General features: G+C 56.7%; 14 protein-coding genes. 8 read left to right on the top strand and 6 right to left on the bottom strand.

All coding sequences use genetic code 11. The features are described 5' to 3' along the window. Positions 1–407: 407 nt before the first annotated feature. Positions 408–800 carry a hypothetical protein gene (locus GSQ91_RS21530; RefSeq protein ID WP_158823793.1) on the bottom strand — a complete coding sequence of 131 codons (393 nt, stop codon included), beginning with the start codon at positions 798–800 and terminating at the stop codon, positions 408–410. A gap of 124 nt (positions 801–924) precedes the next feature. Next, on the bottom strand, positions 925–2,922 hold the full coding sequence (locus tag GSQ91_RS21525; RefSeq protein ID WP_158823792.1) for a FecR domain-containing protein: 1,998 nt from the start codon (positions 2,920–2,922) through the stop codon (positions 925–927). Positions 2,923–3,609: 687 nt separating this feature from the next. On the opposite strand from GSQ91_RS21525, the gene GSQ91_RS21520 reads away from it, so the two are divergent. Next, positions 3,610–4,827: a serine hydrolase gene (locus GSQ91_RS21520; protein ID WP_158823791.1), complete on the top strand. Its 1,218-nt coding sequence runs from the start codon at positions 3,610–3,612 to the stop codon at positions 4,825–4,827. Between the two features lie 173 nt (positions 4,828–5,000). Here GSQ91_RS21520 and GSQ91_RS21515 read toward each other — a convergent pair whose 3' ends face one another. Both GSQ91_RS21515 and GSQ91_RS21510 read right to left on the bottom strand, forming a co-directional pair. Then, positions 5,001–5,963: an alpha/beta fold hydrolase gene (locus GSQ91_RS21515; protein WP_158823790.1), complete on the bottom strand. Its 963-nt coding sequence runs from the start codon at positions 5,961–5,963 to the stop codon at positions 5,001–5,003. Positions 5,964–6,138: 175 nt separating this feature from the next. After that, the gene (locus GSQ91_RS21510; protein ID WP_158823789.1) at positions 6,139–6,777 is read right to left on the bottom strand and encodes a TetR/AcrR family transcriptional regulator; all 639 of its coding nucleotides are present in this window, start codon (positions 6,775–6,777) and stop codon (positions 6,139–6,141) included. 29 nt (positions 6,778–6,806) lie between these two features. Here GSQ91_RS21510 and GSQ91_RS21505 point away from each other — a divergent pair, with 29 nt between their 5' ends. Further along, positions 6,807–7,199, top strand: coding sequence for a nuclear transport factor 2 family protein (locus GSQ91_RS21505; protein ID WP_158823788.1), 393 nt, complete (start codon positions 6,807–6,809; stop codon positions 7,197–7,199). A gap of 67 nt (positions 7,200–7,266) precedes the next feature. Here the strand turns inward: GSQ91_RS21505 and GSQ91_RS21500 are convergent, their stop codons facing one another. Then, on the bottom strand, positions 7,267–8,061 hold the full coding sequence (locus GSQ91_RS21500; RefSeq protein WP_158823787.1) for a TIGR03435 family protein: 795 nt from the start codon (positions 8,059–8,061) through the stop codon (positions 7,267–7,269). A 277-nt stretch (positions 8,062–8,338) separates the two neighbouring features. Here GSQ91_RS21500 and GSQ91_RS21495 point away from each other — a divergent pair, with 277 nt between their 5' ends. From GSQ91_RS21495 to GSQ91_RS21485, 3 genes are all read left to right on the top strand, one after another. Continuing rightward, positions 8,339–11,104, top strand: a complete 2,766-nt coding sequence (locus tag GSQ91_RS21495; protein ID WP_158823786.1) for a TonB-dependent receptor — start codon at positions 8,339–8,341, stop codon at positions 11,102–11,104. A gap of 281 nt (positions 11,105–11,385) precedes the next feature. Beyond that, entirely contained in the window at positions 11,386–12,309 is a 924-nt protein-coding gene (locus GSQ91_RS21490; RefSeq protein WP_158823785.1) for a sensor histidine kinase, read from the top strand. Further along, the gene (locus GSQ91_RS21485) at positions 12,306–13,079 is read left to right on the top strand and encodes a LytTR family DNA-binding domain-containing protein (protein WP_158823784.1); all 774 of its coding nucleotides are present in this window, start codon (positions 12,306–12,308) and stop codon (positions 13,077–13,079) included. Before GSQ91_RS21490 ends, GSQ91_RS21485 begins: the two co-directional genes overlap by 4 nt. Before the next feature lie 70 nt (positions 13,080–13,149). On the opposite strand, the gene GSQ91_RS21480 is transcribed toward GSQ91_RS21485, so the two are convergent. After that, positions 13,150–13,899, bottom strand: coding sequence for an SDR family oxidoreductase (locus tag GSQ91_RS21480; protein WP_158823783.1), 750 nt, complete (start codon positions 13,897–13,899; stop codon positions 13,150–13,152). A gap of 184 nt (positions 13,900–14,083) precedes the next feature. Here GSQ91_RS21480 and GSQ91_RS21475 point away from each other — a divergent pair, with 184 nt between their 5' ends. The 3 genes from GSQ91_RS21475 (at position 14,084) to GSQ91_RS21465 (ending at position 19,136) form a co-directional block, all read left to right on the top strand. Further along, complete coding sequence (locus GSQ91_RS21475; protein ID WP_254064792.1) at positions 14,084–15,850, top strand: M20/M25/M40 family metallo-hydrolase; 1,767 nt, start codon at positions 14,084–14,086, stop codon at positions 15,848–15,850. A gap of 294 nt (positions 15,851–16,144) precedes the next feature. Beyond that, complete coding sequence (locus GSQ91_RS21470) at positions 16,145–16,504, top strand: PadR family transcriptional regulator (RefSeq protein ID WP_158823782.1); 360 nt, start codon at positions 16,145–16,147, stop codon at positions 16,502–16,504. Between the two features lie 16 nt (positions 16,505–16,520). Continuing rightward, positions 16,521–19,136 carry an ADOP family duplicated permease gene (locus tag GSQ91_RS21465; RefSeq protein WP_158823781.1) on the top strand — a complete coding sequence of 872 codons (2,616 nt, stop codon included), beginning with the start codon at positions 16,521–16,523 and terminating at the stop codon, positions 19,134–19,136. The last annotated feature ends 285 nt before the right edge of the window (positions 19,137–19,421 follow it).

Below are 19,421 nucleotides of genomic sequence, written 5' to 3'. Positions count from 1 at the left end.
AAACGACCTCGATCGATGACGTCGCCTTCTTGGTTGAGGGTGCAGTAATGGCTCCAAACGTCGCCAAGATCGATGCCGATCGTCAGTTCTACCTTGGCACGCTTACGGGGTACTTCCGCGATGAGGTGTTGCGCTGGCTTCTTCATGGGAACAGTCTGCTCCTCCTTCGGAGGACCTGCTCATCCCATTTATCGAGACTGACCCGGGTGAGGTCAAAGGACTCGGGTTCGAGTGAGGTTCCGTCCTTTCCAGCAGGCATCTCCCTGCGCAAAGTCGCTTTCTCGTTAGAGATCGTTCAACGGCGAAAAGCGTGTTTATAGTGGCTTAGTGGTAGTGAAAGGCTGCTTCCGCATACGTTTCACGCTAACCCAACTGTACGATTTGGAGGGATCGCGAACAGCAAAGGTTCATGGGGTGGGCTTTGGGTTCACACCCGGTGCGTCAGTCGAAGGCGGAGGCGTTCCAATGGCGATTTCGTCGTAGTCCCGTATCGCCCCATCTGATGGGAAGTAAATCTCATAGCGGTTCCAGTAGTCGTACACCGCATGGTTCTTAGGAGCTGTGCTTATGTACTTCGCCTTGTAGTCCCCGAGGGCCAGCAAGCCACCATAAATACCATTCACAGAGACGAGCTCCATTGGCTGCCCATCAATGATGACTTCCAAGTGCTGCACCGCGCCTCGGTTCGCGGAACCAATCACATGGACCGTGATCGTATAGTCCGCCGGATTGGGCTTCGGTTTTTCTGCGAGTACGATCGCAGACTGCAGCAACAAAAGAACAAAAAAAACCTTCTTCATCGTCGACCTCACAGGAGAATATTTATCAGCCTAGATCAGCAACCGTTGTATCGCAAATGTTTCCGCACCAAGGTATCTTTACCAAATCACTCTCACATCCTTCACCAAGTGTCCGGGTGCGTGTCTAGTGGTGTCCTCCACCGCTGTGGCTGCCGCCGGAATGACCGCCACCGTGGCTACCTCCTCCTGCGTGACCGCCACCGGAATGAGAACCGCCAACATGCGACGCGCCACCAGTGTGACTTCCTCCGCCGAGGTGTGGAGTAGATACGTGGGGAGCGTGCGCTTCAATGTGGTTATCGTGGATGCGAAGGTCGCCGCCGTGAGATTCGACTGGCCGGTTGAAGGTCGCCGACCTCCCATCTTCGACGTGGTCACTGGTAAAGACCAGCTTTTGCGTCTTCGAGTCGAAGGCGAGGCGAGTGGGGACCGTATCGGACCTGAGGGCATGGGCGACGACCGAGGGTTCGTCAGCGCGAACGAGAGGAACCGGCTCAGGTTTGCGGAACTCCTTTGGCGGCTCGTTGAGCACTTCTAACTTGTTTTTCTTGTCGTTCAAGTCGACGGTGGTGCGGTCGATGGCAGAACCGTTCCTATCGCCAAGGTTGTAGATCTCGTGTTTGCGGTTGACAGGGGGTTTGCCTGTAACGTCGCGGGGATGCCGTGGGACATAGCCAGTATTCTTGCCGGTTTTGATCCAGTGAACCGGGCGATGATGATGGCGGCGGCGCTCGGCGCCTTTGGGAACGACCCAGACGTAGATGTTGCTTCGGAATATCCAGGCCCCGGTATGACAGACGGCCCAGTCATAGGAATGGGTGAAGGGGCCATAGCCGTAATGGAGAGTGAGCGAGCGGAGATGTTCGGAGAGGGTGATGGGTCGAACTCCCTCCGGGAAGCAGGGATAGTACGGAGCAATCTCGGGCAAGAACGGAAGAGCATCAACCTGGGATGTCATGACATAGATGGTGAAGGTGATGGTGTGAAGGATAGTGCCGGAGGTCGCCGTGACGGTAACGGGATAGGAGCCCGGAGCTACAGATGCGGCTACCGCAAAACGCAGGGCGAATGCCTGGCTTCCGAACGCAAGCTGGCCGCTGCAGGACCGAACACAGGTGATACCCGCCGGCAGGGACGTGGCGATGTCGATGGGTGAAGCAAATCCGCCGAAAGCGACCGCGGAGAGTTTAGTGGTGGCGTTATCGCCGGGGGCCACGGTGACTGTATCTGGCGCTAAGAAGATGTTGAAGTCAGGGCCGGTAGGGATGCCTGGAGCCTGGAGCTGGGATTGCTCGGTGTCGGCGGGCGGCTCCCAGCAGGTGCCGTAGGGTGCACAAGAGAAAAATGCACCCTGGTTGGCCCTGTCGGCAAGACCCGGAGTCGATGCAGGAAGGCCGGAGGATGCCGTGACGGAGGCGAGAGCGGCAGAGCGAAGAGTGACGCGGGCTTGAACCCAGGCGTCCCACGGAGCGAAGTCGTTCGTTGCTGCGACCGATTCGAGCGAAACGGGTCTGCCGTAGTTATAGGCTTCGGTCTTGCCGACCACTCCGTTCTGCGGTGCGATTCCGGTGAGGTAAAACGTCTCGTCTTTTTGTGGAGTGATAGCAATGGCATCGAGGTAGCTGGTGATGCGAGCGTAAAGCTTTTCCGGATAGGCGATGGTGATGCTATCGGTAGGGGTTTTAATAACAAAGGCTTCCCCTGCAGCGACCGTATGGAGGTGAACGGTGGCGGTTCCGGTGAGGAGGCTAAGCGTCGTATGAGGGATACCGGAGGTGGTACGAATGTCCTCGAGCTGGAGGGCGGAGTTGTCGGCGAGATAGAGAGTCGAAGCGTCTTCAAACTCGATCTCCGCGCGGCCCGTGGTGGTGACAAGAGTGAAGCCGGTTTCCAGGGGGAGTCCGGTGGTGGCCTGTTCCCAAACGGTCCCGGCCGATTTTTCGATATCTTTGCCACGGGTGACGCGAACGTCACCCTCCGCGTAGCGGATGCGCACGATTTGAGGGTACGTGTTCGAAGAAGGCGGCGCGACAGGCGGGAGGGGTGGTTTGGGAGCGGTCTGGGCAATGGCAGGAAGCGTGGATGCGAGAAGGAAAACGGCCAGGACACGACGCAGATGCACGTAGAGCTCCGATGAGCCGCGTTTTAGCGGCTCCAGGTGGAGTAATTTGGGCGACGTCTTGACACTATGAGGGGGCCAGGACCGTGTCAAGGATTTGGTGTTCGAAACCTCACTGCCAGTGACTTGGCAGGAAGCCTCCCTGGCTTCTGTCGATACCTACATGGGACATAACAACTTTGGCGAGGCAGATACAATGCCGAGCTTCGATGGACGCCTGAGCCCATCGATGAGATCGGTGCCCCTCTAAAACATGATTTCCGAACGTTTTTACAGCCTTTGAGGAACAGCTGGTCTCAAGTTGAAACCGTCCAAAGGCCCAGTTTTGTTGACCACGTCGAGAAGCCATCGAACAACTGGCAACAAGCCAGATCGTGTCCGCATCAGTACCGGTATGTCGGCCTCTCGGAAGTTATCGTCTCACTCAATGAGTGCATTGGCGATTTAGTGCCAACTGAGAAAGACCCGCCTGTCTCCACTTCCGGATGGCCGACAAACCGTGACCTTATCGTTCTTAGGGAGGGGTTTGTCGACGGGGCGACATAGAATCCTGCATCAGGACCGCAACGCGTCACGAACCCTCCGGTATCATGGACCTTTCCAGAACCTACCGCATGACAGCAGCGGCTCATGTAAATATGCGCGTGGTGATCTCACCAGTCAGCTCCAACTCCGAATGGATATCTCAACATGAAAGCATTGAAAAGTCTTTCTCCACTCGTAGCGGTACTCTGCGCTCTCTTCTGCCTCCCGTTGGCGCTCCCATTGGCGATTGCCGCGCAAACAACTCCGACAATTCCCAACGGCTCCGCGATCGAAGCAGAAGTGCGCAAGATCATGACCAACACCCACGCCAACGGCATGGCCGTTGCAGTCATCGATCATGGCAAGGTCGGCTATGTACACGCCTACGGTGTTCGAGACGCCAAGGGAGATCCGCTGACCCCGGACACCGTCATGTACGGCGCGTCGCTAACCAAAACGGTGTTCGCATACACCGTCCTTCAACTGGTCGATCAGGGCAAGCTCAACCTCGACACTCCAATCAAGGACGACCTCGACAAACCACTACCGACGTATGGCCCCGATCCGGTCTTCCCCGACAAGTACGGCCCCTACAAGGATCTCGCCGACGATCCGCGCTGGGAACGCATTACACCCCGTATGTGTCTGACTCATTCCACTGGCTTCAGCAACTTCTCGTTTATGGAACCCGATAAAAAGCTGCACATCCATTTCGAACCCGGCACGCATTTCAGCTATTCGGGTGAAGGCTTGATCTTGCTGCAATTCGCCATCGAACACGGGCGCAAGTCGCAAGGCCTGGGGCTTGATGTCGGCGATCTGACCAAGGCCAACTTCGACCGTTTAGGGATGACCCGCACCAGCCTGATTTGGCATAACGGTCAGGACCCCAACGTCGCAGATGGATGGAACGACCAGGGCCAGCCGGAGCCGCATTCCAACCGCACCAAGGTACGTGCGGCAGGCTCCATGAATACAACCATCTCCGACCTTTCGAAGTTTACCGCTGCCCTGGTGACCGGCGGCGGCCTGAGCGCGGCCTCAAGCGCCGAGATGATAAAGCCACAGTTACACATCACCACCGTCTATCAGTTCCCGATTTTCCAGCCCGACATACCAGTAAGTGAGCAACGCAAAGATCTATACGCGGGTTTAGGCGTTGTCGTCTTCGACGGCCCACAAGGCCACGGCTTCTACAAAGGTGGCCACGACGGCTATACCGCCAACACCATGGTCTGCATCAAGGCCAGTCAGCGCTGTGTCTTGATCCTCTCAAACGACGTCCGCTCCGAAGCAGGTTTCTCCGAGCTAGTCCGGTTTATTCTCGGCGACACCGGCGTGCCGTATGACTGGGAATACGGAGACTACGCCGGAAAGTCGTGAGTTCACGGTCACCCTTGCTGGACTGCAGCACGCCTGTCTCCGAATCACGGTCTAACCGGAAGTTGAACTCAGTTGTCGATAACAGGCCAATGTACTCATCGAGCCAGGTGCGGCGGCTCAAGTCAATACAAGTGCATTTATTGTTACTCCAGCGTTAGTAAATTCTGGACGCTTCACTTGCCGTCAATTTGGCCCACCAGTTCGCCGCTACCCGCGAACGCGGCGCGTTCCGCTGTCCAGGATCCTTCTCCTGGATTGAACGCACTTTGGAGGTATGCGTACGTCAGCCGCTGTACGGCGGCGACTCGTTCTGGGTTCTCATCCGTTGTCTCTGTCACCTGATAACCGGAGATACCACCGAGCATGTGTTCCCCTCCGAACAGGGTAACGAGCCAATCGGCTCCAGGGCTGAGGGTATATGCGTCGGTGAACCACTCAGGTCCGAGAACGGTGAGTGGTGAGTCGTCCTTATCGCCGGCCACCACGAGGGTTGGTGTCGTCATCTCTGTATAGCTTTGATTGAGGTGCGGAAAATGCTCGATTGCGAATGGGCTAAGAGCGTCTCCTCCTCGGCCACCAGCGGAGAGCAGCACGCCTGCCTTGATCCTCGCATCGGAGAGATCCTCCCCTAAGCTGCCGTCCGGCCCGATCACCCTCGCGCCTAACAACATTGCTGTCGTTTGAGCACCGAAAGAATGTCCCGCGGCGGCGATGCGGCTTCGGTCAAGACGACCCTTCAATCCCAAGACCGAGTCCTCAATGAAGTCGAGCCGGTCCAGGATACGTTTCACGTCTTCTACGCGATAACGCCACATGTCAAACTTCCGTGGATCGCCGAGGTAGGCTTTGACTGCCTCGCTATGAGAGGCCGCCGGATTTGCACTCAGCGTCTTCGAATCGAGGAAGGTGGGCTGGATCACGACAAATCCGTGGGCCGCCCAGAAGTTGGCGAGCGGAGCATATCCGTCCATCGAGGAGCCGAAGCCGTGCGAGAAGACGATGATGGGCAATTGGGTCTCGGCTACGGGGGCTGAGACTCGCAATTGCAAATCCGAACCACGTCCGGGTGCTGACAGCACGATCGGGCTTACAGAGAGGACAGGTGTCGGATGATCTTTAGATTGTGCTGCGGGCATACGCACTCCTTGGTTACGACTAAATACTTACATCATGAAGTGAGAGCCTTGAGATTGGAAGACGGCACTTTAACCGCAGCAACGCACACCGAGGGAACCATGAAAAAGCTTCGCCAAAACACGAAAGAGCCCTTGGTGCTCATGTGCATCCGGGCGTCGCGCAGTTCCTGTGCGTTCAGCTTCTAGTGCCTCGAGCACTGTCGATCACAGCTCTTGCGTGCGCAGCCTGTGCCTCCCGGATCGCTTCAACGGATAACCCACCAGCGATCATCTCCTCGACGAGATCGATATGCAATCCGGCGAGCAGGGCATGCCCGGCGAATACAGCAGCGGCCGCCTTTGCCCCGGGCGATGCATCCTCGATGAAATGCTGCAGCTGGCCGTGCATCCACTTGTAGTGCTCTGATTGCAGTACACCCGGGCCTAGCTCAAGAGCACGAATGAGATATATATTTTTGAGCTTGAAAAGCAGAAGCGCGTCCAGAAAGGCAACCGCCCGGTCGCGCGATGACGTCTTGGCTCCGCCCGGCAAGTCGCCACTGGCCACATCGTCCCGGAGCGCGGCGAGCCTTGCAGCCCACAAGGCATGGAGTAACCCTTCGCGACTGCCAAAGGCGCGAAATAGAGTGCCCTTGCCAACGCCGGCGGCGGCTGCGATGGCGTCCATCGTCACCGTTCCTGGGGAGTCCGCGTTAGCGAAGAGCGCGTCGGCGGCTTTGAGCACCAGTGCGGGAGGCACAGCCGGTCGGCCGCGACGTAGCTTGCCAGTTTCGGACTCATGGTCCGATATGTTAGAGTTCTTTTTAGGACTCATAGTCCTTTATTCTATCGGAGGTTCCACCTATGTCACCCACATCTTCGCTACCTGCATGGTTCGCCCACGCCATCGAGGCCCTCCAAGCTGGAGATATCGACGGTTGGATGGAAATCTATGCACCCAACGCAATCCACGAGTTCCCGTTCGCCCAGACGGGCGCTGTACGCAGTCTGGAAGGACGCGACGCCATTTCGGCCTACATGAGCCAGCTTCCAGGCCGCATCCGTTTTGGATCGCTCAGCGACGTCCGCGTCCGCGAAGTTGGTGATGAACTCATCATCGAGGCTACTGGCCATCACCGGCGCGTCTCGGACGACACCGCCAGGGAGATTAGCTACATCTGGTTCATCACCCGGCGCAATGGCCAGGTGACGCACATCCGGGATTACATGAACCCGCTGCAGCTCTTAACGCTCTAATCGAGTATTAAGGGCAAGCTGTTGAGTTTAGTAACGGCCTCGTTCGCTTTTCACGAGTGGCAGCGCATCAGTTTGCGGTAGGCGGTTCGGCTGCGTCCACCACCAGCACCTGCACCGGTCCGTGCGTTGGTTTCAGCTCCAGCCCGAGCGTCTCTTTCACTGCCGTAAAGATCGACGGCGCTGTTTCCCCGTCCTGCACGTCCTGTCCGTTCAATGTCTGCCCTTCGACCGACCACTTGAGCTGGATGTCGTACCTTCCGGTTAATCCGGTCTTATTAACAACTGGTTTCTCTAATCGCGCCGCCAGATCTTTCGCCAAATCGTCCGTAGTGATGCGGGTTGCGTCCAGCGCACCCATGTTCAGCGCGCTTGACTCTTGCTTCTCTGTGCTCGCCTTCAGCTTGCTGCCGTTCCTGGCTACGATCAGTTCATACTTCGGCTTGTCGCGGGTTACCCAGTGCGTCTTCAAACCAAAACGCTGCTGCAACACTGCTGCGAGCATCGCTTGCCGCTGCTGTATCGTCAACGCCTTGATCTGCTCTGGCGTTGCGTCCAGAATCTTTCCCTGTACGTCGAAGTGCTGGCTCTTGCCCCAGGCCGGGACGCCCTCAATCATGTAGTCGTGCAGATCAAACGCTGCCGACAACATCGTGCTCAAGTTGGCGTTTTCCATCTTGAGCATGTCGCCCTCAGTGTAGCCAAGTCGTGTGACGTAGTCCTGGCTTTTGTTCTCCTTCACCGTCACTACGTCATACTTCAAGGGCGCCGCTTCAGGTGTGGCACTCTGCTGCGCTACCGCACACACCGGAGCCAACAAAACACAAGCCAGCGCGCATCTCCACAGACTAAAACTCCTGCTCATCCGCATCACCTCGTCAGTTTTCCGATGCAGCAACAGAGTACTGGGAAGCGGCGTTCGTGGCTACTGTGATGTCTGCTGATAGTCAGTGATCAAACCAGTCAATAGTGCATTGAATGTCGAGGTTACCTCTGCGTCGCGTTTCCCTTAACTCTCAACATACAAATTAGGTTCCCCCTGAAAATCTGACCTTTCCCCCTGTGAATACGCCCCTTCGTTGCAAAGTGTTGGATTCAATACGCCGTCTCTGTGATTTTTGGATCAGGAGACGAAGCGGCCCATGCACAGGAATTGGACATACAGACTGATATTGACCAGCGGGCTGGTTGCATCCCTGGCACATGCGCAGCAGAGTTGCGTCAACGGCATTCGCGTTGATGGGACGATTACCGATCCGACCGGAGCGGTGGTACCAGGTGCGCAAATCCAAGCCTCCAACGGCGAAAAAGCGACAAGCGATCCGGTTGGACACTATGTACTTCCGTGCGTTCCCTCCGGCACGGCGACCGTCGCTGTACAAGCACAGGGCTTCGAAGGGAAGAGTCAAACCATCCTGATACAACCCGGACGGGTTACCCATGCCAACTTTCAGTTGGCGCTTGCGGCGGTGCAGGAGGATGTTCAGGTAAACGGCGATACCGGCAGCGATAACGGCCGAGGTGTTGGAACCACGGTGCTGAATACCAGACAGGTGCAGCAACTCGCGGATGACCCGGACGACTTCCTGACTCAATTGCAGGCATTAGCGGCGTCGGGCGGTGGTCCCCCGGAATCAGCGTTGGTCGTTGTGGATGGATTTCAGAACGGAAGCGTCATGCCTCCGAAGAGCGCTATTGCTTCGATCCGTATCAATCCTGATCTGTTCTCCGCGGAATATGAATCTCCTCCCTGGAGCGGGGGACGTATCGAGATTACGACCAAACCCGGCGCAGAATCCTGGCATGGGGCCTTGTTCTATACAGACAGCGAAGGCGTCTTCAATGCGACCGACCCCTTTTCGATTACGGCCACTCCGGCTGGAAAGCGTCGCTACGGATTTGAACTGAGCGGGCCAGTCATCGCGAAAAAGGTCGATTTTGCGCTCGGGCTGGAAAAGCGCGATATCAATGAGTTCAACGTCGTGAATGCCACGACACTCGATTCCATTGGCAATCCGACTCCCTTCCAGCAAACCGTCGAGGCCCCGCAAAGACTCTGGATCGCCTCCGCTCGTGGCGACTGGCAGGTTTCTCCGAAGGACGTGGCCACTCTCTCCTTTGCGGCCCATGTCAATAATCAGGGCAATTTGGGTGTTGGCGGGCTTACTCTGCCGGAGGCTGGATATTCCAGTCTGCTCAGCGAATACGATCTGCGGTTTACGAATGTTCAGACCTTGAGTGCGACCCTGCTGCACGAGACCCGAATCGGCTATACCTGGAAACGTACAGAACAAAGTCCGAACTCAACCGCTCCCGCCCTTCAGGTGGCAGGCTACTTCACAGGCGGAGGATCAACCAGCCAGAACTTGAACAACCGAGAGCGTGATCTGGAGATTGACGATGACGTGATGGGCACCCACGGCAAACATTCCTGGAAGACCGGCGCTCAATCCCTCGCTATCTTCGTGCATGACTACGATCCCGACACCTTCAACGGAGCCTTCGTCTTCGGCGGAGGCAGTGCGCCGGTCCTCGATGCCAATAACAATCCGACCGGCCAGACGGCAAGCATCACACCCATTGAGCAATATCGCCGGGCACTCGATAATCTCGCTGGTGGAAACCCAACGACCTACCAACTCACCAGCGGCACACCTCTTATTCCACTCATACAGTGGCGCGTGGGCCTGTTCGCACAGGACGATATCAAGCTCTCTCCACGGCTCTCTGTCTCTGCGAGCCTGCGTTATCAGTTCCAGACTACCCCAAGCAGCTTCGCGAACTTCAGTCCCCGCGCAGGACTCTCTTTGGCACTCGATAAGAAATCCACATGGGTGCTTCACATCCGGGGTGGCCTGTTCGCCTCGGCGAATGATCCGACGTATGCGTCTACGGTCTATCGGCTGAACGGCATTCGCCAGCAACAGACAACCATCTATTCTCCGAGCTTCAGCACTCCGCTGACGTCCGTGGCGGGATCGATTCAGGTAGGAACCGTATGGCAGTTTCCACACTCTGTGGAGCAGTCACCGAACGCGGGTGCGGACCTTCGCCTTGAACATGAATTCCGGCACCACTGGAACGCGCAGGCGGATCTTACTTTTGGAAACAATTGGGATCAGATCCGGGAACGGAACATCAACGCTCCGATGGTGGCGAGCAGCACCGGCATCGCACCCAATCCGACTACCGCTCTGCTTACGCCGCGGCCCTTCGCTCCCAATCGGAACATCTTGCAGTACGAAAACTCCGGTCATACCCAGGGGACGATGCTGATCTTCAGCCTTCAGCAAAACAGTTACAAGTGGTTCAATTTCAACTTCAACTACCTTCATATGAATACCGTCAAATCCGATGGCGGGCTGGGTGCGGCCACACCGCAATCCAGTTACAGCGAGAAGGGCGAAAACTCCCGCATCGACTGGTACGCCCCTAACGTCGTGTCTCTGTTTGGAACCGTCTTCCTACCTGGAAAGTTGCAACTTTCTGAGCAGTTTCATGCGAGAAGCGGACGACCCTATAACATCACCACAGGTACGGACAACAACGGGGACGGCAGCTTCAACGATCGGCCTGCCTATGCCGCTGCCTCCGCATCCGGGGCGGGCGTATACCTGACTCGCTTTGGGCTGCTCACCACGAACACGGTCAACGGCAATGTTCCGCGCAATCTGGGAAACATGCCCGCAGTGGCCTATCTCGATCTGAATCTAAGTCGGACATTTCAGCTCAATCCAAAGGATAAGGATCATCTCCGCACCGTTGCTTTCAATGCGCGTAGCGCCAATGTGCTGAATCACACCAATGTGACCGCGGTGAATACCATTCTTTCCTCGTCCACGGTCGGGCAACCGGTAGCAGCCGACACTGCCCGGCGGCTGGAACTGGGAGTACGCTTTAGCTTTTAGTAAGAATTCTGACGTGTAGGGTCATTGCGGGCTATCCTTTTACGGGAACAGGAAGTCGGAGAGGTGGGAATATGGAAGGAGACTTAGTGAGCCCGTTCATGACAGAACGAAGGGGGACCAGGCCAAGCATGGGTCCGCTCGGCCTGTTGGCGACCGTCATCACGGCAGGAGCCCTTACGACGATGACCGCGCGAGAGTGCCATCTCAGCCTGGCCTTTCACGGAGTGCGTACCTCGTTTCTTCCATCCCTGCTTTTCGGCGCAGCATCGTGGTTCTGGTGGGTGGGTGTCACCGTTCTCATTTGGAAGACCGCTACACGCTGGCCGCCATTTTTGAATGTGTCATCCAAGGGAGTGCTGCTTCATGCAGGACTTGCCAGTATCGTTGCGGAACTTCACATTGTTTTCTTGACGTTGACGCTTCACTGGGATTCGACGCATTGGCTAGCATGGGGGCATGCCTATGCAGGGTTCTATGTGACTTCTCTGAACAGATTTGGATTGGATCTCGCCATCTATGGTTGCGTGTACGGCCTTTCCGCCGTGTGGTATGCGCAGTACCACGCTCAAGAGGCAACAGTTCAAACACTGGAATTAGAGCGCAGGTTGACCCAGGCTCAGCTCAAAGCACTTCAAATGCAGATGGAGCCGCATTTCCTCTTTAATACGCTGAATGCGATTACGAGTCTGATGGTTCAGGGAAGAAATAAGGAAGCGATCAAGACCATGACCCATCTCAACAACATTCTGCGAACGACCTTGCAGCGTAAGGCTCCTGAGAAAGTGCCGTTTGCTGAGGAACTGCGAGTTGTAGAAAGCTATCTGGCTATTCAGCAGGTTCGGTTTGCCGGTCGTCTGGAAGTAAAGATCGATGCGACTCCAGAAGCAATGGATGGGCTTGTCCCGTGCTTCCTCTTACAGCCTATCGTCGAAAATGCCATCCAGCATGGAATAGCGCCTTTGGAGGCGGGTGGATTGATAGAAACCCATGTCAAGCGAGTAGGAGACATGCTCTGGATGGAAGTCAAAGATAATGGCTGCGGCCCCATTGGTTCCGACACGAAGGGGCACGGCATCGGTATGCAGAACATAAGGGAGAGGCTTGCATATTTCTATCCTGACGCCTATGAGTTCCATGCAGTGGCTCCTGTGGGCGGAGGCTATGAGGTCACCATTCAAATCCCCTACGAACGAGCAATGGCATGACACTTCGAGCCGTGATTGTGGATGATGAACCGCTGGCGTGTGACCTCCTCGGTCTGTTGCTCGCCGACCACGAGGATATTCAAGTCGTTGCGAGATGTCAGAACGGTCGAGAAGCCATCTCTTATCTGCAATCGGAGCCAGTGGATTTGCTCTTTCTCGATGTTCAGATGCCGAATATAGATGGCTTCGATGTGGTCGAACAGATTGGGTTACGGCATCTGCCGCCGACCATCTTCGTGACGGCATACCATCAGCACGCTGTCCGGGCATTTGATGTCCATGCCGTTGACTATCTTACAAAGCCTGTAGACGCCGAGAGGCTGCGGGTGGCGGTGGAGCGCGTAAGAGAGAAGATGGCAGCCAGGGTTGCGCTGATGACGCAAGAGCAACTTACGGCTATGCTGAACGGACTGCGGAACTCGACTGTGGAATCGAGATCCTATCCCTCTCGTTTTCTTGTGAAAGATGGCGAGAAAGAGATACTCGTTCCGGTCGAAAAGATCGACTGGATTGAAGCAGCGTCCTATTACAGCTGTATCCATACAAATGGACGCAGGTACATGCTACGCGAGACCATCACCGACCTGAGCAACAAACTCAATCCCAAACAGTTCGCCCGCATTCATCGGTCGTCGATTGTCAATCTCGACCGGATACATGAGATCTACCGGGAAGGGCAGGGGGACGGTTCCATCGTGCTTATGGACAGCCAGCGGCTCAAGATGAGCAAAGTGGGTCGTCAGAAACTGGTTGAACTTGGAAAGGTATGACGCACGCGGCGATATTGCCGCCTACGGAAGGATATGTTCTTCGTCAGCCATAGATGGTTCTGTATAGCCTTCAGGCGGAGAACCCTCCGTCCGATTTCAGCAGCTGCCCGTTGATCCATGCCCCTCGATCAGAGAACAAGAAACTCACAAGGTTAGCAGTATCTGCTGGAGTGCCGAGCCTTCCCGACGGTTGGCGAGACAGGCAGGCCGTTCGAACAGCTTCACTCATCCATCCGGTATCGACGGGGCCAGGATTGATGACGTTCGAAACAATATGGAGATGGGCGAGCTCTCTGGAGGCGGCCAGCACAATTCGGTCCAGAGCTGCTTTGCTCGCGCCATAAGGAAGATTGTTGACGATGGAATCGCTCGTCAGGGCGACGATACGACCACCTTCGGATGGCACCTGAAGAGCGAACTCGCGGATGAGCTGCCAGCTTGCTCTTACATTCACAGCAAAATGTTGCTCAAAGCTTTCGAGGCTGGTATCGAGGATGCCTGAGTTTACGGATTCGCAATGCGAAAGGATCAACCCAGAGGCGACCCTTTTGTTCTTCGCGATGGTGTCAAAGATCGTCTTCGCGGTATCGACCTGCGCGAGGTCTCCAGGTACCGCAATCACTTGGGCTCCTGCGGCCGTTAGCTCCGCGATGAGACTTTCCAAGTCCGAAGGAAAGGTGCTCGAAGGCATCTTCAGATCGTACGAAGGCCAATAGTTGATGGCGATATCCCACCCGTCTGAAGCGAGCTGTCTCGCGATTCCAGCTCCTATGCCGACCGACCTGCCCACTCCGGTAATGAGAACCAGCGGTTTTTCCATGAAGCCAGTGTATTGGGCTTCTGCTCATAGTCCGAGGTGCTTCTGTGTGCCATTCCTAAATGTGGCAGCACGATCCAGCGTGTCTTCGTAAGGAACAATTGCCCTCCTTCTCACGTATCAAGCGTGTGGAGTGCTGTATGCATTCCCGATTGCGCTGCCCCTGCGGCTTGGAGTTGAACAAGTTTTGAAATCCCAACAAACCGTTTTGCGCGGCAGTGTGCTTGCGCTCGCTGCCACGCTTGTAATGCCCGTTGCGACAACGTATGCACAGAAGAAAGCTGCCGACGTTTCCGTTGTTGCAGAGAATAAGGGCATGCAGCCCGGCGGCTACTATGGTCCGCAGCCGGCGGTCGAGCATCTTGACTTGAGCATGTATGAACGCATCCGTGCGGAGGGCACGACGCATGGCAAGGCGATAGATTTTGCCAGCGCGCTTTCGGATGGCATTGGCCCACGCTTGACCGGGTCGCCCAACATGAAGAAGGCCAACGAGTGGACGCGTGACACGCTGGCTAAGATTGGCCTGGAGAACTCGCACCTGGAAGACTGGGGAGAGTTTGGCATGGGTTGGTATCAGGTCAACACCTGGGGTCGCATCGTGACTCCTGATCCGGAACCGATCTGGATGCAGTCGGCGGTATGGTCTGCTGCAACCAATGGTCCGGTGCGCGGCGAGATTATATACGCTTCGCTGAGCGATGCCGGCCAGCTTGATGCGCTCAAGGGAACGTTGAAGGGCAAGATTGTTCTGCTTGGCGCGGCGCGTCCAATCCCCGAACTCGACCAGCCACTCTCTTATCGCTATACCGACGACGAACTGAAAGAGCTGGAAGGGCCGGGCGTTCCACGACGCGCCACGGGTCCTCCGCCGGCCAACGCTCCCTCGCGAATTGAGCGGCGGCGGGTTGCCGAACTCCGCCTGCGCGCTGTGAAGATGGCGCAGGAGGAAGGAGCCGTCGCGATCCTGCTGCCGTCGCATGAAGAGGGCAGGAACGACGATACGGGTCTCCTGCTTGACGACAACGGTGTCGAGCTTGCGCGCGATGCTCAGCGTCGCGAGAACGCGGTGCCCATTCCGTATGCGGTCGTGATGACGGAGCACTACAACCGCCTGGCGCGACTTGCGCAGGCGCATGTGCCAGTTACGCTGGAGGTAAACATTCAGACCGCCTTCACGGGCGACCATGAACACGGCTTCAACACCGTAGCCGAGATCCCCGGCACCGATCCGAAGCTGAAGGATCAGGTCGTGATGGTGGGAGGGCATCTCGACAGTTGGCCTGCCGGTACGGGCGCAACCGACAACGGAGCAGGTGCCGTCATCGCGATGGAAGCGGTCCGCATTCTGCGGGTGCTGGATGTGAAACCGAAGCGCACCATTCGCATCGCTCTGTGGAGTGGGGAAGAGCAAGGCGAGTTCGGCTCCGGTGGTTATGTTACGCAACACTTCGGCGGATTCGCTCCGGCTCCCTCGGGTGAATCCGGCGCGCTGACCACGAAGAAGGAGTGGGAGACGCTGGATGCCTACTACAACATCGACGAAGGCGGCGGCAGGGTGCGCGGGATCTATACGCAGGGCAACTATGCCATTGCGCCCATCTTCGCGCAGTGGATCGCTCCGCTGAAGGACCTGGGAGTCACTACGATCACTAACCGCATTGACGTCGGCTCTGACCATGAGAGCTTCGATGATGCGGGCCTGCCGGGTTTTGAATTCCTCCAGGACGAGCTCGACTATGAGACTCGCACGCACCACTCGAGCCTGGATACGGTCGACCACCTGCACGCGGCCGATCTCGAGCAGGCTGCGATCGTCGAAGCGATCTTTTTGTGGGACACTAGCGAGCGTGAAGCGATGATGCCGCGCAAGCCGTTCCCGCATCCGGAGGATGAGAAGAAGAGGAGTGCGCCGATTCCGGGGCTCTTTCCGGGTGCGACTGGCGGGCAGTAGGACGAGACGCAAAACAATAGGACGGGCGGAGACGGTGTCTCCGCCCGTGCCTGTCTGTGGGATTGAGAGCGGCAATCGAATGTACAAGCATCCGCAAAATACAGGGGTTTCTTGACGCAAAGCGCGCCACAAACATTTGCATCACGCTCTGCATCAAGGGGTTTCTCCGCTCCCGTTGGTCGGTCGAAATGACAGGCTTTGTGGGCATGGAATTGTCTGCCCGATATGGCCATAGGGGATATTTTTCGCCTTCCCCTTGACATTCGACCTGAAGGATATTTATTGTTGGCTCGAATGTCGACTAGAGAAGAGCACGAACAGTTAGAGCTTTTACAGGGCACCTTAGACCTGCTCATCCTGCAGACGCTTGCCTTTGGGCATGCTCATGGGCACGCCATCGCGAAGTCCATCGAGCGGCGATCGGAAGAGGTGTTGCAGGTGGGCCATGGCTCCTTGTATCCGGCGATACAGCGTCTGTTGAAGCTTGGTCTCATCGTGGCCGAGGATGGCCTGTCCGAGAACAATCGCAAGGCCAGGTTCTATCGCCTGACTGCGAAGGGCCGGAAGAGACTCTATACCGAAACCTCGAAGTGGGAGCGGTTCTCAGAGGCGATGGGGCGCATTCTTGCGCCTATGGCTGAGGAAAACGAATAGCGAAAGGATTCTTGTCATGCACTGGTGGAAGAGCCGCAGAGAGCAATTAGAAGACGAAATCCAGACTCACGTCGACTTCGAGATACAGGAGAACATCGACGCCGGAATGTCCCCGAAGGAAGCGCGGCACGCCGCCATGCAGAAGTTCGGCAACGTCCTGCTGGCGAAGGAACGCGCCCGTGAGATCTGGGGATGGGTGTGGCTGGAACGTCTGCTGCAAGACGTGCGCTACGCATTCCGTGGCTTAAGAAATGCCCCAGGTTATGCGGTGACGGTAGTGCTTACACTGGCGCTTGGCCTGGGCTCCGTGACGGCGATGCTGGCGATTGTGGACTCAGTCTTGCTGCGGCCCGTGGCGCTGCCTCATCCAGAACAACTGGTGATGCTCTCTGGAAAAGCACAGCAGGACGGAAGAACCTACGCACTGAGCTATCCAAAGATTGATGCCTTGCGCCACGATACGCGCTCGTTCACCGCGGTGAGCGGATACAACACGATGGTGAAGCCTGTCGGTACGTCCGATGGGACTCGCATGGCTGTACTCACGGAGGTAACGCCACAGTTCTTCAAGATGCTGGATGTCCGTGCAAAGCTTGGACGGGTGCTGGGCGATGCGGACGAGAAGACGCCCGTCGTGATGGTGAGTGCTCTTTTCTGGAAGGACTGGATGCATGGAGATCCAAAGGTGATTGGCTCGACCGTCAAGATCTCCGGGCAATTGCGGACGGTGATTGGGGTGTTGCCGGAGGGGATTCATTTTCCGCTGGGGACGGAAGCGCCGGTGGTATATATGCCGATTGCGACGGGCGAAGTTGGCATGTTTAGCGGCGATGCGGCTACGGTGATGGCGCGGATGAAACCAGGGGTGTCCCCGCAGCAGGCGTTTGCCGATGCGAGCAGCGTGTTTGCGCACTCGGGGACAGGAGGCACGCAAGATCGTGACACCCTTGAAATGCACTCCTATAAGGACTATCTGACGGGAGACATGCAAAGGCCACTGCTGGCGTTGCTGGGTGGAGTCGCGATACTACTGCTGATCTCTTGTGCGAATGCGGCGAACCTGCAAATTGCCCGGGCGACGGGACGCATGCCGGAGATGAATGTCCGGTCGGCTCTGGGCGCGAGCTTTGGACGTCTCCTGCAGCAGGTGGCAACCGAAAGTGCAGTGCTTTCACTGGTGGGGGCTGCGCTGGGTGGCGCACTGGCCTATGCGCTGATTAGAACTGTAAAGGCTGGCTATGGATCGAAGTTCGCACGCTTCGATGAGCTGACGATTCATCCAGGGGTGTTTGGGGTTAGTGTTGCGCTTGCTTTATTGGCCGGAGTGCTGGCTTCCCTGGCACCGGCGCTCAGTATCCGCCGGCATACGGATGTTGGACTGATGACGAAGCGCGCAACGCAAAGGTCTCGGCTACCTGGTCTGTTGGTGGCTCTGCAGATTGCGTTGACCTGTGTGCTGCTGGTGACGAGTGGATTGTTTGTGCGGACGCTTCGTGCGCTGCAAGACGTGAAGCTGGGGTTCGATCCGCGTGGTGTAACAACCATGGTGCTGATGCCTGAAGATCAGCACATCGCTCCGGAGATCGCTCGCCAAACCGTTGCTCGTTTATTGGAACGGTTCGCGGCACTCCCGGGGATTGAGTCAGCTACGATGCAGAGCTCCCTTCCATTTTCGAATTTCAACGTTTCCCTGAACGGCAAGACTGATGTCAATGGACGCGTATTTCATGAGGGGGACACGGCGTTTTACAGTCTGGTGAGCGCCAACTTTGTGCGTGCGAGCGGGATAGATCTGCTGCGGGGGCGTGGGTTTATGCCCCAGGATGATTCAAGCGGAGCCGCAGTAGTCCTGATAAATCAAGCGTTCGTCAACAAGTTCCTGGCGGGACGTGATCCTCTCGGCACAAGCATCACGATGCATCGCGACCCTGGGGACAAAGATTCAGACATACCGTTTACGTCTGCGATGACGGTGGTGGGTGTCGTTGAGAATGACTTGCAAGGCGGAGACCTTGGAGCGCCGTTCGAGCCAATGGTGTACATGGACTACATGCAGCTTCCGATCAGCTCGGGGTTCACCTCGCTCTTCAGTATGGTGAGCCAGTTTGCGGTACGGTCGACACTGCCGCAGGCAGCGGTAGACAAGGAGCTGCGCGAAGCTATCAAGCAGGTAGCGCCGAACATGGCAGAGCTAGGTCTGCAGCCGATGGATGATGCGATCTCGGGGTCGTTGCAGCAAAGACGGCTGGCGTTGCGGATGGTGACAGGCTTTGGCGGAGTGGCGCTGATACTTTCGGCGATTGGGATATATGGCGTGCTGGCTTATTCCGTATCACTGCGGCGCAGGGAGATTGGGGTTCGCATGGCGCTGGGGTCTTCGCGAGCAGGAGTCGTACGGATCGTGTTTCAGCAGGCAGGGAAGATGGTGCTGCTCGGGCTGGTGCCTGGGGCTGCGGCAGCGTGGGCGGCAGGACATGGGTTGAAGTCGTTTTTGTTTGGGGTGAAAGCGCTGGATCTGTCGACGCTCGGTACAGTGGCCGCGGTATTGCTGCTGGTCTGTGCGATGGCTGCGGCCATTCCGGCATTGCGGGCTGCTGAGGTGGATCCTATGGAAGCGCTGCGTGCAGAGTAGACAGGCTTTCTTGCTCGCATCGGCAAGAGGCCCGGGGCTAAAGAGGTTGCTGAAAAAGTCGATGACTTCACTGAAGACGATTTTTGCTGTGTACTTTGCGTATGTAAAACCCTCAAAGATTTCGCAAACGTCGTTTGTAGGGCCTTCTGGAGAGTCGTTATTTCGAAGCAATTTCTAACTGCTCACAAAGCTAGACTTTTTCAGCACCCTCTAAAGCCCGATTTTCGCCTGACCTTTATTCCGTAGCCTAAAGGCTACGGCTCCCTCCGTCTCCCTGACGCTGAA

This window comes from Granulicella sp. S156, from assembly GCF_009766105.1.
GTDB lineage: Bacteria > Acidobacteriota > Terriglobia > Terriglobales > Acidobacteriaceae > Granulicella.
Note: the sequence above shows the minus strand (reverse complement) of the source record. Positions and strands in the feature narration are given on the sequence as shown.

What these genes read in the sequence shown, in the direction of transcription:
- GSQ91_RS21470 (WP_158823782.1), top strand. Translation starts at nt 16,145, where the DNA reads ATGTCGACTAGAGAAGAGCACGAACAGTTAGAGCTTTTACAGGGCACC.
- GSQ91_RS21480 (WP_158823783.1), bottom strand. Translation starts at nt 13,899, where the DNA reads ATGGAAAAACCGCTGGTTCTCATTACCGGAGTGGGCAGGTCGGTCGGC.
- GSQ91_RS21465 (WP_158823781.1), top strand. Translation starts at nt 16,521, where the DNA reads ATGCACTGGTGGAAGAGCCGCAGAGAGCAATTAGAAGACGAAATCCAG.
- GSQ91_RS21520 (WP_158823791.1), top strand. Translation starts at nt 3,610, where the DNA reads ATGAAAGCATTGAAAAGTCTTTCTCCACTCGTAGCGGTACTCTGCGCT.
- GSQ91_RS21485 (WP_158823784.1), top strand. Translation starts at nt 12,306, where the DNA reads ATGACACTTCGAGCCGTGATTGTGGATGATGAACCGCTGGCGTGTGAC.
- GSQ91_RS21500 (WP_158823787.1), bottom strand. Translation starts at nt 8,061, where the DNA reads ATGAGCAGGAGTTTTAGTCTGTGGAGATGCGCGCTGGCTTGTGTTTTG.
- GSQ91_RS21530 (WP_158823793.1), bottom strand. Translation starts at nt 800, where the DNA reads ATGAAGAAGGTTTTTTTTGTTCTTTTGTTGCTGCAGTCTGCGATCGTA.
- GSQ91_RS21495 (WP_158823786.1), top strand. Translation starts at nt 8,339, where the DNA reads ATGCACAGGAATTGGACATACAGACTGATATTGACCAGCGGGCTGGTT.
- GSQ91_RS21510 (WP_158823789.1), bottom strand. Translation starts at nt 6,777, where the DNA reads ATGAGTCCTAAAAAGAACTCTAACATATCGGACCATGAGTCCGAAACT.
- GSQ91_RS21505 (WP_158823788.1), top strand. Translation starts at nt 6,807, where the DNA reads ATGTCACCCACATCTTCGCTACCTGCATGGTTCGCCCACGCCATCGAG.
- GSQ91_RS21515 (WP_158823790.1), bottom strand. Translation starts at nt 5,963, where the DNA reads ATGCCCGCAGCACAATCTAAAGATCATCCGACACCTGTCCTCTCTGTA.